Annotated in this window: 16 protein-coding genes; 6 read left to right on the top strand and 10 right to left on the bottom strand. The window is 60.2% G+C overall.

Annotation, left to right across the window (positions count from 1 at the left end; all coding sequences use genetic code 11):
* The first annotated feature begins 43 nt into the window (after window positions 1-43).
* Entirely contained in the window at window positions 44-694 is a 651-nt protein-coding gene (locus tag ACTRWK_RS04810; RefSeq protein ID WP_037965419.1) for a carbonic anhydrase, read from the top strand.
* A 40-nt stretch (window positions 695-734) separates the two neighbouring features.
* Window positions 735-1,334 carry an NYN domain-containing protein gene (locus ACTRWK_RS04805; RefSeq protein ID WP_289081334.1) on the top strand — a complete coding sequence of 200 codons (600 nt, stop codon included), beginning with the start codon at window positions 735-737 and terminating at the stop codon, window positions 1,332-1,334.
* Window positions 1,335-1,433: 99 nt separating this feature from the next.
* Here ACTRWK_RS04805 and ACTRWK_RS04800 read toward each other — a convergent pair whose 3' ends face one another.
* The 8 genes from ACTRWK_RS04800 to ACTRWK_RS04765 all read right to left on the bottom strand — a co-directional run bounded on the left by ACTRWK_RS04800 (window position 1,434) and on the right by ACTRWK_RS04765 (window position 10,263).
* A complete protein-coding gene (locus ACTRWK_RS04800) occupies window positions 1,434-2,456 on the bottom strand; it encodes an aspartate-semialdehyde dehydrogenase (RefSeq protein WP_289081333.1) in 1,023 nt (340 codons plus the stop codon).
* A gap of 76 nt (window positions 2,457-2,532) precedes the next feature.
* Window positions 2,533-3,708, bottom strand: a complete 1,176-nt coding sequence (locus ACTRWK_RS04795; RefSeq protein WP_180828408.1) for an MFS transporter — start codon at window positions 3,706-3,708, stop codon at window positions 2,533-2,535.
* Window positions 3,705-4,481 carry an aldolase/citrate lyase family protein gene (locus tag ACTRWK_RS04790; RefSeq protein ID WP_037942656.1) on the bottom strand — a complete coding sequence of 259 codons (777 nt, stop codon included), beginning with the start codon at window positions 4,479-4,481 and terminating at the stop codon, window positions 3,705-3,707. Before ACTRWK_RS04790 ends, ACTRWK_RS04795 begins: the two co-directional genes overlap by 4 nt.
* Before the next feature lie 94 nt (window positions 4,482-4,575).
* Window positions 4,576-5,481 (bottom strand): sugar kinase, encoded by a 906-nt coding sequence (locus tag ACTRWK_RS04785; RefSeq protein WP_289081332.1) that lies wholly within the window; start codon window positions 5,479-5,481, stop codon window positions 4,576-4,578.
* A gap of 3 nt (window positions 5,482-5,484) precedes the next feature.
* Window positions 5,485-7,269, bottom strand: a complete 1,785-nt coding sequence (locus ACTRWK_RS04780; protein WP_289081331.1) for an IlvD/Edd family dehydratase — start codon at window positions 7,267-7,269, stop codon at window positions 5,485-5,487.
* A 10-nt stretch (window positions 7,270-7,279) separates the two neighbouring features.
* Complete coding sequence (locus tag ACTRWK_RS04775) at window positions 7,280-8,605, bottom strand: TRAP transporter large permease (RefSeq protein ID WP_005850423.1); 1,326 nt, start codon at window positions 8,603-8,605, stop codon at window positions 7,280-7,282.
* Window positions 8,605-9,180 (bottom strand): TRAP transporter small permease subunit, encoded by a 576-nt coding sequence (locus tag ACTRWK_RS04770; protein ID WP_037942663.1) that lies wholly within the window; start codon window positions 9,178-9,180, stop codon window positions 8,605-8,607. The genes ACTRWK_RS04775 and ACTRWK_RS04770 overlap by 1 nt, the downstream gene beginning before the upstream one ends.
* A 60-nt stretch (window positions 9,181-9,240) precedes the next feature.
* Window positions 9,241-10,263 (bottom strand): TRAP transporter substrate-binding protein, encoded by a 1,023-nt coding sequence (locus tag ACTRWK_RS04765; RefSeq protein WP_037942665.1) that lies wholly within the window; start codon window positions 10,261-10,263, stop codon window positions 9,241-9,243.
* A 118-nt stretch (window positions 10,264-10,381) separates the two neighbouring features.
* Between ACTRWK_RS04765 and gntR the strand changes: the two genes are divergently transcribed.
* The gene (gene gntR, locus ACTRWK_RS04760) at window positions 10,382-11,419 is read left to right on the top strand and encodes an HTH-type transcriptional regulator GntR (RefSeq protein WP_037942667.1); all 1,038 of its coding nucleotides are present in this window, start codon (window positions 10,382-10,384) and stop codon (window positions 11,417-11,419) included.
* 79 nt (window positions 11,420-11,498) lie between these two features.
* On the opposite strand, the gene ACTRWK_RS04755 is transcribed toward gntR, so the two are convergent.
* Together ACTRWK_RS04755 and ACTRWK_RS04750 are read right to left on the bottom strand one after the other, a co-directional pair.
* Window positions 11,499-12,173 carry a winged helix-turn-helix domain-containing protein gene (locus ACTRWK_RS04755; RefSeq protein ID WP_037942669.1) on the bottom strand — a complete coding sequence of 225 codons (675 nt, stop codon included), beginning with the start codon at window positions 12,171-12,173 and terminating at the stop codon, window positions 11,499-11,501.
* Between the two features lies 1 nt (window position 12,174).
* Window positions 12,175-12,468, bottom strand: a complete 294-nt coding sequence (locus ACTRWK_RS04750) for a hypothetical protein (RefSeq protein ID WP_005850413.1) — start codon at window positions 12,466-12,468, stop codon at window positions 12,175-12,177.
* Between the two features lie 189 nt (window positions 12,469-12,657).
* Between ACTRWK_RS04750 and ACTRWK_RS04745 the strand changes: the two genes are divergently transcribed.
* From ACTRWK_RS04745 to ACTRWK_RS04735, 3 genes are all read left to right on the top strand, one after another.
* Complete coding sequence (locus ACTRWK_RS04745; RefSeq protein WP_037942674.1) at window positions 12,658-13,236, top strand: hypothetical protein; 579 nt, start codon at window positions 12,658-12,660, stop codon at window positions 13,234-13,236.
* Between the two features lie 186 nt (window positions 13,237-13,422).
* Window positions 13,423-14,040 (top strand): ribonuclease HII, encoded by a 618-nt coding sequence (locus ACTRWK_RS04740; RefSeq protein WP_037942886.1) that lies wholly within the window; start codon window positions 13,423-13,425, stop codon window positions 14,038-14,040.
* Between the two features lie 101 nt (window positions 14,041-14,141).
* Entirely contained in the window at window positions 14,142-15,242 is a 1,101-nt protein-coding gene (locus ACTRWK_RS04735) for a site-specific DNA-methyltransferase (RefSeq protein ID WP_005850409.1), read from the top strand.
* Window positions 15,243-15,268: the final 26 nt, after the last annotated feature.

Raw genomic sequence — 15,268 nt, 5'->3', positions numbered from 1 at the left:
ATTCAGAGTAATTTGGCTAAAATTTAGTAAAGGCGAGACAGAGATGGATAACGCGAAACCGCTCCCGAATTATCTGGTTCAACGGTATCACGGATGGAAAGCAACCAGTTACGCTGAAAACGAGGCATGGTACCGCCGTTTGGCCAGCGACGGGCAGCATCCTCGTGCGATGATCATTTCGTGCTGCGATAGCCGCGTGCATGTAACATCGATCTTTGGGGCGGATCAGGGTGAATTCTTTATTCACCGTAATATCGCCAACTTGGTGCCACCTTACCAGCCTGACGGGCAGCAGCACGGGACGTCAGCCGCGGTTGAATATGCGGTTCAGTCGTTGAAAGTCGCGCATGTTATCGTGCTCGGTCACTCCAGCTGTGGCGGTGTGCAGGGCTGTCTGGACATGTGCAAAGGCAACGCGCCAGCGCTGGATGCCAAAGACAGCTTCGTCGGTCGGTGGATGGATATCCTGCGCCCGAAATACGATGCGGTTTCGGACATCGAAGACCCGAAAGAGCAGGCGCGCCAGCTTGAGAAACACGCTGTTATGACCTCTCTTGAGAACCTGATGACGTTTCCCTTTGTGGCGCAGCAGGTCAAAGCGGGCGAGCTGACGTTGCACGGCCTGTGGCACAACATCGGCGAGGGCGGGCTTGAGTGCTATAGCGCCGATAAAGAGATGTTCCGGCCCGTATAATGGGCTGGTCTGACAGGGACGGTTCCGGCGGCACCTGCGCGTGATCGTTCCTGCGCTTTTGCTGACCGTGTCGATCATTGGTACGGTCATCGCGACCTCCCAACCGGTTTGGGGGGATCTGGTTTTGCTGGCGGGGCCTTGTGCCATCGCCAGCGCCATCTTGCTCCTGCGGGAGGCGCGGGTCTGGTTGGCGGGGCAATCCCGGCGCAGTGCCCGTGGGGCGGTGGTGATTGACGGGTCAAATGTCATGTACTGGTGGGGCGGCACGCCGCTGATCACGCCAGTGCAGGACGTGGTGCGGACCCTGAAAGACCTTGGCTTCAAGACAGGCGTGGTCTTTGATGCCAACGCAGGGTATCTGCTGACGAACGCTTACAAAGATGATGCGGCGCTGGCGGCGATGCTGAAGCTGCCGGTGGATCAGGTGATGGTCGTGCCAAGCGGATCGCCGGCCGATCCCTTCATCCTGACCGCCGCGCGCGAGATGGGGGCGGTTGTCGTGAGCAATGACCGCTACCGCGACTGGGCCGATGACTTTCCCGAGGTGCTGCGACGCGGACATCTGATCAAGGGCGGATACCGGCAACAAGAGCTGTGGTTCGACTTTGCCACGCTGTCAGACAAACAGAACGCCGCCTGATGGCCAAAGCGCCCGCGGCAGCGTTGATCTGAACATGCCCGACATGAAAAAGGCCAGCGCATCGCACTGGCCTTTTCCGACATAAAGATCAGGGGGCGCTTAGCCTTTTTTCAACACTTCGCGGCCCAGCAGTTCCGCGATCTGCACGGCGTTCAATGCGGCACCCTTGCGCAGGTTGTCGCTGACACACCACAGGTTCAGACCGTTGTCGATCGTGCTGTCCTGACGGATGCGGCTGATGAAGGTTGCGAAATCGCCCGCACATTCAACGGGGGTGACATAGCCACCGTCTTCGCGCTTATCGATCACCATGATACCGGGGGCTTCGCGCAGGATGTCGCGGGCCTCGTTCTCGTCCAGATGCTCTTCGAACTCGATGTTGATCGATTCGGCGTGGCCCACGAAGACCGGAACGCGGACACAGGTCGCTGTGACCTTGATTTTGGGATCGACGATTTTCTTCGTCTCTACCATCATCTTCCACTCTTCTTTCGTGTCACCGCTATCCATAAAGACGTCGATATGCGGGATCACGTTAAAGGCGATCTGTTTGGTAAATTTCTTCGCGGGCTTGTCGTCGGTGGGGTTGTAGATCGATTTGGTCTGGTCCCACAGCTCGTCCATGCCGTCTTTGCCCGAACCGGACACCGACTGGTAGGTCGACACGACAACACGTTTGATCGTGGCGCGGTCGTGCAGCGGCTTGAGCGCGACAACCATTTGCGCGGTCGAGCAATTCGGGTTCGCGATGATGTTTTTCTTGGAATAATCGTGGATCGCGTCGGCGTTCACCTCTGGGACGATCAGCGGGATATCGGGATCGTAGCGGTACAGCGACGAGTTATCGATGACCACGCAACCGGCCTTGGCGGCCTTGGGCGCGTATTTTTTGGTCGCTTCCGAACCGACGGCGAACAGCGCCATATCCCAGCCCGTGAAGTCGAACGTATCCAAGTCTTTCGTCTTGAACGTCTTGTCGCCAAAGCTGACTTCGGATCCCATAGACTTGCGCGAGGCAAGTGCCACGATCTCGTCTACAGGGAAGTGGCGCTCGGCCAGAATGTTCAGCATTTCACGGCCCACATTGCCTGTGGCACCCGCGATGACGACGCGATAACCCATCTTAAAACTCCAATACTAAAATGTGATGGTGCGGGCCTCTTATACCGCTTGGGCCCGCGGGGGAAGGGGGCGTGGCCTATTCGCCTGCATCGCGGGAAAACAGGTAGACGAACAGACCCGCTGCCATGAGCGCGGCAAACAGGGTGAAAATCATCACATAGGGGGCCTGCGCGGTGACGGCGGGCTGGCTGGCCGCATAGACGCGCCCCGAAAGGAACTGCGCCACGCCAACGCCCCCAATGCTGCACAGGTTCAACAGGGTCATGCCCCGCCCGACCAGCTGCGGCGGCATAAAGCTGCGGCCGTGGGCGATGATCACCGCATAGGTCGCGCCAAAGAAACCGACAGCGGCCATCAGCGCCGTGGCAAGAATGATGCCACTGTCGGGGAAAAGCATAAGCGCCACCAAGGCCGCGAGGTTCAGCGCCGTGCCCCCGACAATCACCCATTTCGTGCTGCCGATCACGCGGTCCAGTGGGCCATAGGCGAGGCTGCCTGCCACCATCGCGATACCCATCAACAGGGTCGCCCAGCCGATCTGGTGAGCGTTCGCGGCAAAGACATCCTCGAAATAGGGCCCGATCCAGAGCCCGCGCAACGCGCCGACTTGGGCGTAGCTGACGCTCATGATGGGAAAGATGAACCACAGCGCCTTGATCTTGAACACGCCAAGTAGGCTGCCGCGTTGTTCCCCTTCGGGGGTGGCGGGGTCGCGCACGACGCTCCAGATGCCAATCGCCGTCAGCGTGGTGATGGCGCAAAGCCCCCAAAGCGACGCGCGCCAACCGATCGTTTCCGCCGCAATCGCCATCGGATAGGAGGCGACGAGATTGCCAAGCGTGCCGATGCCCACCATGACAGAGGCGAGCACGACAAAGCGGCTTGGTGCGAATTCACGCGCAAAGATATAGTAGGCTCCCATCAGCACCGGCGCACAGCCGATCCCGATCAGGATCATCGCCAGATTGATGTGCAGCGGCTGCGTCGCCACCGCGAACAATGCCGCCCCGCCGCCCCCGCCCACCAGCAGCAAGCTGGCCGCCGTGCGCCGCGGCCCGACTGTATCCAGCGCCCATCCCACAGGCAGTTGCATCGCCGCAAAGGAGAAGAACCAAAGCCCCGACGCAAAGGCGAGGTCTTCGGGCGTGGCCCCCAGATCAACGCGCAGTGATGGGCTGAGCACGGCCAGAAAGGCACGGAAAAACTGGCTGAGCACATAGCCCAGCCCCAACAAAGCTACCCCGCGTGTCATGTCAGTGTGTCACGCCATTTGCCCGCAAGCGCTTGCGCCGCGTGGCTGAGCAGCAGAACATCCGCCCCGACCGCAACAAACTGCGCCCCGGCCTCAAGCGCGTCGCGGGTCATGTCGTCGTGGGTCGACAAGATGCCCGGTGCCTTACCCGCCGCGTGTATCTTGTGCAGCGCGGTCATGATCGCGTCTTGTACATCGGGGTGGAGCGCATTGCCCATGTACCCCATATCAGCCGCCAGATCCGCAGGGCCGATGAACACGCCGTCGATCCCGTCGACCGCGAGGATCGCATTCAGGTTCTCAAGGCCCTTCACGCTTTCGACCTGCACCAGCAGGCAGATCTCATCATCCGCCGTGGTGCCGTAATCCGCGATCTGCGAGAAACGCGCGGCGCGGGTCAGCGCATAGCCGACACCGCGGTCGCCGTGAGGCGGATAGGTGACATCGCGCACCAGTTGGCGGGCCTGATCGGCGTTATCCACCATAGGCACCAGCAGGGTCTGCGCCCCCGCATCCAGCATCTGTTTGATCAGATAAGTCTCCCCCACGGGGACGCGCACAACGGGATGGCTGTCAGAGGCTTCAAGCACCTGAAGCTGCGCCATGATAGAGCGCAGGTCGTTCGGCGCGTGTTCACCGTCGATCACAAGCCAGTCAAAACCGGCGGTCCCCATCAGTTCGGCGCTATAGGTGTCCGCAAGACCCAGCCAGCAGCCAAAGACGGTGTCGCCTTGTTTCAAAGCCTGTTTGAATGCGTTGAAGGGGGCTGGCATGGGCATGATCCTTGGTGCTGTTTCGGCGTACCCTAGGGTCAAGCATCACGGAGTGTCCAGAGGGGGCACCGCCCCCGCCCGCGCAGGCGTTCGCTTAACCCGCCGCCATGTCGGCAACAGTGGGCAGCGGGGCGACGGCGCCGTAGCCCTGGACAGACAGCGCAGAGGCCGCGACGGCGTAGTGGCAGGCGGCTTCGGGGGTGTCGCCTTTTGACAGGCGGGTCAGGAAGGCCCCGTCGAAACAGTCTCCGGCACCTGTGGCGTCGACGGCTGTGACCCGAACACCGGGAATATGCGTTATCGTCCCGGCGTGCCCCAGAAGCGCGCCGTCCTCTCCGAGGGTCAGGGCGACGATGTCCGGCCCCATTTTATGAAATGCCCGCACGATGTCTTCGGGGGTGTCCAGCCCCGTAATCTGGCGCGCGTCATCCAGACCCGGCAGCGCGATATCCGCCAGCCCGAGCGCTTGGGTAATCACGGAACGGGCTTGCTCAAGGGGCCAGAGCGCCAGCCGCAAGTTCGGATCGAAAGACACCTGCCGTCCGGCCGCCCGTGCGATACGCATCGCCTCCAGACCGGCATCGCGCGCGCCGGCACTGATCGCCAGAGTGATGCCGGACAGATGGGTGAACCGGGCGCTCTCTATGGCCTCAACAGGCAAGCTGTCTGTGGTCATTCTGCTGGCAGCAGACCCTGCGCGGCGATACTCGAACCGGTGCCCATCTGACCCGTGGCGCACGAAGTAGAGCCCCGTCGGGGCCGATGCATCCGTCGCAACGCAGGACGCGTCGACGCCCTCGCGGCTCCAAAGATTGCGAAGCTCTTGCCCGAAACCATCGTCGCCCAAGCGCGTTGCGATGGCGCTGCGCGCGCCGAGGCGGGCAGCGGCAATGGCGACGTTTGACACGTCACCACCGAATCCCTGGTGCCACTGCGTCCCCTTGATCTGGTTGAACTCGACCAGCGGTTCGCCGATGCAGATAATATCGAAGTCGCGCATGGGTTAGTGGTTGTTGCGCGGCAGGCCGCGGCTGGTGATGTCGCGGTATTCGGTAGCACCTTCAAAGACCATACCTTCGGAGAAGGGGCGTACTTTCTCGCGGAAGATCTCTTGCCAGGGGGATTGGCTTTCCGGCTGCGCATAGCCCCCCGCAGCGTCAAGGGCCGCGCGGCGCGCGGCAAGCTCGGTTTCGTCCAGCAGCACGTCCACGCGGCGCTGTTTCAGGTCAATGCGGATCGGATCGCCGTCTTGCAACAGCGCAAGCCCGCCACCATCCGCAGCTTCGGGCGACGCATTCAGGATCGACGCCGAGCCAGAGGTGCCGGACTGCCGCCCGTCGCCGATACACGGCAGGGCGCGGACGCCCTGTTTGATCAGATAACTTGGCGGGCGCATGTTCACCACCTCGGCCCCGCCGGGATAGCCCTTGGGCCCTGCGCCACGCATCACCAGAACACTGTCATCGGTCAGCCCCAACGCTGGGTCATCGATGCGGGCGTGAAAGTCTTCTGGCCCGTCGAATACCGCGACACGGCCTTCAAAAGCCTCTTGTGCGTTCGAGAAATAGCGCGCCCGAAAGCCCGCGTCGATGGCAGAGGTCTTCATCAAGGCGCTGTCGAACAGGTTGCCGCGCATGTTCAGGAAACCGGCATTGGGTTTCAGCGGTGACGCCGCGCGGCGGATCACATCCTCATCAAGGATCGGCGTGTCGGTGTAGAGTTCGGCGATCGTTTGACCGGTCACAGTCAGCGCATCGGGATGTGGCAAAAGCCCGGTCCGCAACAATTCACCGATCACAGCGGCTGTGCCCCCCGCGCGGTGGAAGTCTTCGCCCAGATAGGTGCCGACGGGCTGCATATTGACGAGGAGGGGCACGGCGTGGCCGAATTCCTCCCAATCTCCGTTGCTCAGCGCGATGCCAAGATGCGCGGCGATGGCATTGAGGTGGATCGGCGCGTTGGTCGATCCGCCTAGTGCGGAGTTGACGACAATGGCATTCTCGAAGGCTTCGCGGGTCATGATCTGGGCCGGGCGCAGGTCTGCATGGACCATATCAACGATACGTTTTCCCGTATGATAGGCTGCTTGCCCGCGTTCACGGTAAGGTGCGGGGATAGAGGCAACGCCGGGCAGCTGCATGCCCAGAGCCTCTGACAGGGAGTTCATCGTCGACGCGGTGCCCATCGTGTTGCAGAACCCGACCGAGGGGGCGGAAGAGGCCGCGATCTCGAGGAATTCTTCAGCGTCGATTGTGCCGGCCGCCAGCTCTTGCCGCGCCTGCCAGATCACCGATCCCGATCCTGCGCGTTCGCCCCGGTGCCAGCCGTTCAGCATCGGCCCGACCGAAAAGGCCAGGGCGGGCATGCCCACCGTCGCCGCTGCCATCAGCAGCGCTGGCGTGGTTTTGTCACAGCCAATGGTCAGCACGACGCCGTCGATCGGATAGCCATACAGGCTTTCGACGAGGCTAAGATAGGCGAGGTTACGGTCCAGCATCGCGGTCGGACGCTTGCCGGTTTCCTGGATAGGATGCACCGGAATTTCCATCGGGATGCCTCCGGCGGCGATGATCCCGTCGCGGGTCCGTTTGGCCAGCTCGATATGGTGGCGGTTGCAAGGGCTCAGGTCGCTGCCGGTCTGCGCGATCCCGATCACCGGCTTGCCTGACCGCAGTTCTTCAAGCGTGAGCCCGTAGTTCAGGTAGCGTTCGATATAGAGCGCGGTCATCTCCGGATCGTCGAGATTGTCGAACCACTTACGGGAGCGCAGAGATTTGGTGTCGGTCATAATTCGTCTTTCAGCGGCCGGTCACGCCAGGGAAGGCAATGAGAATAGCGAGCGCGAGGATTTGAAGGGCAATGAAGGGCAGGAGAGAACGGAAGATCTCTCCCAAAGAGATATCGGGTGGTGTCACCGACTTGAGATAGAAGGCGGCGGGACCAAAGGGTGGCGACAGGAAGCTGACCTGCATGTTCATGGCGAAGACCACACCGAACCACACAGGATCAAGGCCAAGATCGCGAATGATCGGGACAAAGATCGGCATGGTCAGCAGTGCAATCCCTACCCAGTCCAGAAACATCCCAAGGACAAAGAGGATTGCCATCATGAACAAGACAATCACGGTTGGATTGTCGGACACGCCGGTGATCAGGTTAGAGACAAAGGTGATGCCCCCCATCAGGTTAAAGACCCCGACCAGTGCCGAGGCACCGATCCCGATCCAGACGATCATCCCGACGGTCGCGAGGGTTCGCTTGGCCGCGCCCACCATCAGCTCTGTGGTGAATTCGCCGCGGATCATCGTGGACAGGGTCACGCCGATCACCCCGATGGCAGAGGCTTCGGTGACCGAGGCAATGCCGCCATAGATCGACCCCAGCACAAAGATCACCACCATGATTGGCAAGATCAACCCTTTGAGCAGACGCATCTTCTCGGCTGTCGAGGTCTCGTCCGGTTCCGGGATCGGGGCGATGTCGGGGTTCATATAGGCCCGCACCAGCACGTAGATGATATAGAAGCTTGCCAGCATCAGACCGGGCAGGAAGGACGCGGTGAACAGATCCCCGATAGAGACGGACGCCGTCAGACCATAGATGATCAAGACGATGGACGGGGGCACCATTGTCCCCAAGGCCCCGCCCGCGCAGCAGACGCCGATGGCCAGACGCCGGTCATAGCCAAGCCGCAACATCTGGGGCAGCGCCAGCAGACCCAGCAGCACCACCTCGCCCCCGATGATGCCGGACATGGCGGCCAGCACCACGGCGACCAGCAAAGTCTGGATCGCGATGCCGCCCCGCAGACGGCCACCGACCACGCGCATGGCGTCGAACAGATCGCGTGCAATGCCCGACCGATCCAGGATCGCGGCCATCAATACGAACATCGGTACGGATACGAAGACGAAGGAATTGACGAAGCTGAAGATGCGGCTGGTGATCAACGGCACGGCCATCGGCCCGAACCAGCCAAGCGCAAAAATCAGCGCCACGAGCAGGGTCACGAAAGCCAGTGGCATGCCGGTGATCAGCAGCAGGAACAAGGTGACGAACATCGCCCCTGTCGCCACTTCGATCCCCATGGCCTTAAAGTCGAACAGCGCTGTGAGAAGGTCCATCACCGGTCCTGTTTTGTCATGTAGTTCCAAGCAAGCACAGCGAACTGCACGGCCATGACCACGAGAATTGTAAAGAGAAAGATTTTAAGCATCCCCGGCGTGGGTGGATCCCATGCGCTGCCGCTGCTTTCCAGCCGGATCGCACCGGTTGGCGTCCAGACCGCACGCACAAGGCTTTGCCATGCGGCCCAGCCGAAGAAAGCCGTCGCCACGAGGCAGACCAGCGAAATCACCACATTGAAAATGCGCCGCCACGGGGCTGACAGGTAATCGTAGATCAGGACCACACGGATATGCGCATCCCGCGATACCACATAAAGCCCCCCGTAAACAAAAGCGGTGGCGTTCAGAAAGATCACCGTCTCATGCGCCCAGATCGTGGGGGCGTCAAAGACATAGCGCAAGACCACCTCGATCCCGAGAATCGCGGCAGAGGCGAGGATCGCAAAGGCAAAAAGGATGCCGATCCGGTCGATGCCGCGCCCTAGCAGCCCGGCCTCCGGGATCGCCCCCTTGGGTGCGTCAATATCCACTGGTGCGCTGGCCGCGACGTTGGGATCTGTCCTGTCTTGCATATGCCCCTCCCGAGCGTTCACCCCTCCGGTCTGTCCGGAAGGGTGCTGGTGCTTCGGCGCTTATTTCAGCAGCCCGTTTTCTTCGAGATAGGCGGTCAGCGTGTCATAGACCTTGCGCGATGCGTCGGATGCTTCGGCCGCCTTCTCCCATTCGGTCTTGGCGAAGGCGCGGAATTTCGCACGCTCTTCATCGGACCAATTGTGCACGGTGATATCGGCGTTGGCTTCGGCTTCTTTCACCGCGGCCATATCACGTTCGGCCAAGGTCGACACCTGGAGCTGCCGGAAGTCTTTTACGGACTCCACCAATGCGCTTTGGATATCCTCGGGCATCGAATCCCATACACCTTTGTTGATCGACACCTCGACCAGCGGCATGGAGTGGAAGCCGGGATATACAGGATGGTTCGCCACGTCATGCATGCCCTGCGCGTGGTTGGTCGAGAAGACGGTATAATCCGCCGCGTCGATCACGCCCTTGTCAAGCGAGGTGAACACCTCGGAGCCAGGCAGGTTGACCGGAGACGCGCCCGCTGCGGCAAAGACTTTCTGCACCATACCTTCGGGCGCGCGCATTTTCAGCCCCTTCAGATCGTCCACACCGTCCAGCGGCACCTTCGACAAAAACGCCTCGAGGCCGGGGGTCGTCGCGCCGATGAAGTGCAAACCGTAGGGTTCAAGCATTTCGTTCATCAGCTCATTGCCGCCGCCGTTCTCCATAAAGTCGAACATCTGCTGCGGGTCTGACCATGCCCCGACCGGATTGGCAATCAGACCAAACGCCGGCTCTTTCCCTGCGAAATAAGAGGTATCAGTGACGTGGCCATCGATAATGCCAGCCGCCACGGCATCCTGAGATTCAGTATGGGCGACGATTGTTTCAACGGGCAGCAGATCGACCTCGACGCGGCCGTCGGTTTTGGCGGCGACGTCTTTTGCCCATTCTTGCTGGAGCAAGAAGTTGGCGTTGCCTGCCGGATCAGATGACTGGAACTTGAGCGAAAAATCTTGTGCAGCAGCGGCACCGGCCAGCCCGGCGCTGACAAGTGCGGTTGCGGCCAGAAGCCTAGCGGTAAAGCGCATGTGTTTATCCTCCCTAAAAAGTCGTGACCGTAAACGGTGACGATGGGCGGACGCTAATGACAGCGCTGTCATCTGTCAACTATTCACAAAGACCTGTGCACGTGATAGGTTTTATCGCATGGAAAAGAACACTAAATACAAGCGGGTTACGTTGAATGAAGTCGCGGCAGAGGCCGGTGTCAGCGCTATCACGGTATCGCGGACGATTCGTGCCCCGAACATGGTCTCGGCTGGCGTGCGAAAGAAGGTTCAGGCTGCGATCGAACTGCTTGGGTATGTACCGGATCAAGCCGCTTCGGCGCTTGCGTCCGAGCGGACAAATGTGGTGGGTCTGCTGGTCCCATCGCTGACCAACGCGGTGTTTTCTGACGTCTTGCGCGGTGTTTACGATGTGATCGACGGGTCAGGCTTATCGGTGCAAATCGGTAATTTCCGCTATAGCCCCAGCAAAGAAGAGAACCTTTTGCGTACCTTCCTGCGTCAGCGCCCTGCGGGGCTGATTGTGGCAGGGATCGACCAAACCGACGCCGCACGGACCCTGCTCAAGTCCGCCCCCTGTCCCGTCGTGCAGATTATGGACGTGTCGGACTCTCCGATTGACCTCATGATCGGGTTCTCACACTACGATGGTGCGGTCGAAGGCACGCGGCACTTGATCGATGCGGGGTACAAAAAGCCCGGATTTCTGGGCGCGCGAATGGACCCGCGCTCGCAGGCGCGGCTTGCGGGTTTCACAGCCGAAGCGCAGGCGCGCGGCCTGTATGACCCGACCCGCGTGATCACGACGACCCACCCGTCCTCGGTGGGTATGGGCGGGCAACTGCTGAGCGATCTTCTTGCGCAAGCGCCAGACACCGATGCTGTGTTCTGCAATAACGACGACCTCGCCGCCGGCGCGCTGTTCGAGGCCGAACGCCGTCGCATCAACGTCCCCAACGATCTGGGTATTTGCGGCTTCAACGACCTTGAAATGTCGCGACACCTGAACCCGGGTATTACCTCTGTCGCGACGCCGCGCTATGAGGTCGGCGCAGGGGCAATGACCCTGCTTCGGGACGCAATCGCCGACCGCGCGGCCATCCAAACGCCGCATATCCGGCTCGACGTGGAGTTGATAAAGCGCGGGTCGACAAGGCGGGGATACCCTCGCGAATAGCACGAGGCCGGGCAGAGGGGGCGCTGCCCCCGTCGCGCAGGCGCGACTCCCCCGGAGTTTTCAGGGCAAAATGAAGAGGTCAGATGACCTTGATCACGTCTTTGTCGATGGCCAGCATATAGCCGCGCCGCGCGATATTCTTGACCAGCAGTTCCGACACGATCTGATTGCCCAATGTATCGCGCAGACGTTTGATGCGCGTGGCCCCTGCTGCTTCGTCGCAATCAGCGGCGGTCCGGCCCGAGATCATGCCCTCGATCTCGGAGCCTGAGAGCACGTCGTCATCCATGCGCGCTTCGGCAAGGACCGACATCGTTTCCATCGCGGCGGCGGTCAGTTTGAAGCCGAGGTTGTTGAGATAGACGGTGTTTTCCTCGCGGCTGATCAGGAGCGAGTTTACTTGTATCCCCACCCGTTCGATCTGCGCCATGCGACGGTTGAAGCCCACGAGCATGATCAGGAACACCAGCGCAGCGACCAGCATGGCCGTCGCAAAGACCAGCAGCACGATGATCACGATCCGGTAGCTCGACAGGGTTTCGGAAAACGCGGTGCCCGATTGTGCGAGAATTTCAAGCAGTTTGATTTCGGCCTGAGTCGTCAGATCGTCGTTCTCGACAAAGATGCGTTCAACCTGCGCGTTAAAGGCATTGGCGTCGGGCAAGGCCCATAGCAACAGCCCTGCGCCGATCAGAATGATCGCCACAACGGCCGCGATACCACCGCCGACAAAACGCCCGCCCGTGCGGCGCATCTCAGAAGCGGAGGAAATTTGGTCCGGCACTCGCTTTCCTTTGGTTTAGGCCATCCTTGCCAAAGACAGAGACGATCGTCAGCAACGTCCAGCCATGTGCAGCCAGCCGGTCCGTCAATTGGGCCTGCGCCGAGGCACGGCTGCAGTCACCGGATACCTGCGCCACACCATAATGCAGGCGCAAGGGGTTTTCCTGCTTTGCCTTGTAATCGGCAAAACATTCCGCCGCTTGGGCAGAGGGGGCGGAGAGGGCCAGAAGCCCCGCAGCAGCCAGGGAAAGGAGGATGTGTTTCATGACGATCAGACTGCGCCTATCCGGGCGGATATTCAATATCCATTGGGTCTGTACCGCTTTGTTATTCGATAACAGGGGGGTGTTATTGCCTGTCTGAGGGGGGTGCGGCCAGTTTGATCCCACGGCCTCGCTCTTGATGGCTTTGCATGGGGTGCTTCCCATGTTGCCCCCAACCGAAAGGATCAGACAATGCGCTTTACATTGCACCATAAATTCATCGCCTCGATTGCAGCCGCAGCCGTCGCTATCACCGCCTTTACTGCTGCCCCCGCCGCGGCGGGCGACCGCAACAGGGATCTGGCGAAAATCGCGGTCGGTGTTCTGGGCGTGGCCATTGTCGGCAAGATCATTCACGACAAGAACAAGCGCGACGAAGAACGTGCACGGCAGGAAGTATCAAAGCACCGCCATGCGCCAAACACTGTGTACCGCGCCCCACGCACTCAACGGGCCGAGCGCGTGCCCGTCTACCGCGCGCCGCAATCGCGCCACCGGGTAGAGCCGCGTCCGCTGCCCAAGGGCTACAAGCGCAAGCAGCATCACACCCATGCCAACGCCAAGCTGCTGCCCAAACAGTGTTTCCAGAGCTTCGACACGCGTCGCGGTCAGGTGCTGATGTTCGGCCGCCGCTGTCTTGAGAATAATTTCCGTCATGCCAACCGTCTGCCGCGGCAATGCGCGCAGCAGATCCGGACCCATCGGGGCACCCGCTATGGATATGACGCCCGCTGCCTGCGCGGCGCGGGATACAGTTTGGCGCGCGGTTAATCTCAGCGTGCCAATACCGGGGGCATTTCGATGCTCTCGGGTGGGGAAGGGAGGGATGTTCGGGCATCCCTCCCTTTCTTATGTGCTGTGGATATCTTTTGCGATTGTGACATCGCAGTCTTCGCAAGGTCACAATTCGCTTGGGCGGGGCTTGAGCTTTGGCGCGGGTTGGGGTTTTCACGGGTCATGAAACCAGATTTTGAATTTGAACGGGCCGCCCATGCGCGCGGCTTTGAGCGGGTCGCCGGCGTGGACGAGGTGGGGCGCGGGCCCTTGGCGGGGCCGGTCACTGCCGCTGCCGTGGTGCTGGACCCGGATCGCATTCCCGAAGGGCTGAACGATTCAAAAAAGCTGACCAAACCTGCGCGAGAACGCCTGTATGAAGAGCTTTTGCAGGTTGCGGATGTCAGCGTTGCCCATGCCTCGGTCGAAGAGATTGAAGAGCTTAACATCCTGAGGGCGAGCCACCTTGCCATGCTGCGCGCGCTGGAGGGGCTGAAGACCCCCGCCGATTATGCGTTGATCGACGGCAATATGATCCCGCGCGATCTGACCTTGCCTGCCGAAACCGTGATCAAGGGAGACGCCCGGTCGCAGTCGATTTCCGCGGCCTCAATTGCGGCCAAAATATGTCGAGATTGTGTCATGTTGTCCTTGGCGCAACAGCACCCCGGATATGGCTGGGAAACCAACATGGGATACGGGTCGAAAAAGCACATGGAGGCGTTGCAGAAAATTGGTGTGACCCCACACCATAGACGTTTGTTCAAACCCGTACACAACATGTTGTATCAAGATAAATAACTAACCACTTGATTCAAAAAAGAAATTGACCAGGAATCGTCTGTCGGGGCATCTTGTGGATAACCAAGAGCACACAATGTGCCGGGCAAGAGGCAGCTATTATGAAGACGATGACCAAGGGTGCGGCAGCACTCCCTTTAAACACGATCATTTCTGGCGACTGTATCGAAGCGATGAATGCGCTTCCGGCAGAGTCGGTGGACCTTATCTTTGCAGATCCCCCCTATAACCTGCAGTTGCGTGGCGACTTGCATCGCCCCGACAATTCAAAGGTGGATGCGGTCGATGATGCGTGGGACCAGTTTTCCAGCTTTGCCGTCTATGACAAGTTTACCCGCGAATGGCTGAAAGCCGCGCGGCGTCTGTTGAAACCCAATGGCGCGATCTGGGTCATTGGCAGCTATCACAATATTTTCCGCGTTGGTGCCGCATTGCAGGATGCGGGTTTCTGGATCTTGAACGACGTGGTGTGGCGCAAGTCGAACCCGATGCCGAACTTTCGCGGCAAGCGCTTTACCAATGCGCATGAAACCATGATCTGGGCCGGCAAGGACGAGAATTCCAAATACACCTTCAACTACGAAGCGTTGAAAGCGCTGAACGAAGGTATCCAGATGCGCAGTGATTGGGTGCTGCCGATCTGCACCGGCCACGAACGTCTGAAGGACGAGATGGGCGATAAAGCGCATCCGACGCAAAAGCCCGAAAGCCTGTTGCACCGTATTCTTGTAGGGTCCACCAACCCCGGTGATGTCGTGCTTGATCCGTTCTTTGGCACAGGCACCACAGGTGCCGTGGCCAAGATGCTGGGCCGCGACTTTATCGGGATCGAACGGGAAGAGGCGTATCGCAAGGTTGCCGAAAAGCGGATCAAATCCGTGCGCAAGTTCGATAAGGAAGCGTTGCAGACCACCACCTCGAAGCGCGCCGAGCCGCGCGTGCCGTTTGGCCAGCTGGTTGAACGTGGCATGCTGCGCCCGGGCGAAGAGCTTTATTCCCTGAACGGCCGGTATTCCGCCAAGGTTCGTGCCGATGGCACGCTTGTCGGGAACGAGGTCAAAGGATCGATCCACCAAGTTGGTGCGGCGTACGAGAAAGCGCCAAGCTGCAATGGTTGGACATATTGGTGCTACAAGAAAGACGGCAAACGCGTGCCGATCGATATCTTGCGCCAGCAGATCCGGGCAGAGATGGCCAACTAGGCCTCTCCCCACTTTCACACCCTATT

The sequence above is a fragment of the Sulfitobacter sp. G5_S2_6_S6 genome (assembly GCF_054968505.1).
Note: the sequence above shows the minus strand (reverse complement) of the source record. Positions and strands in the feature narration are given on the sequence as shown.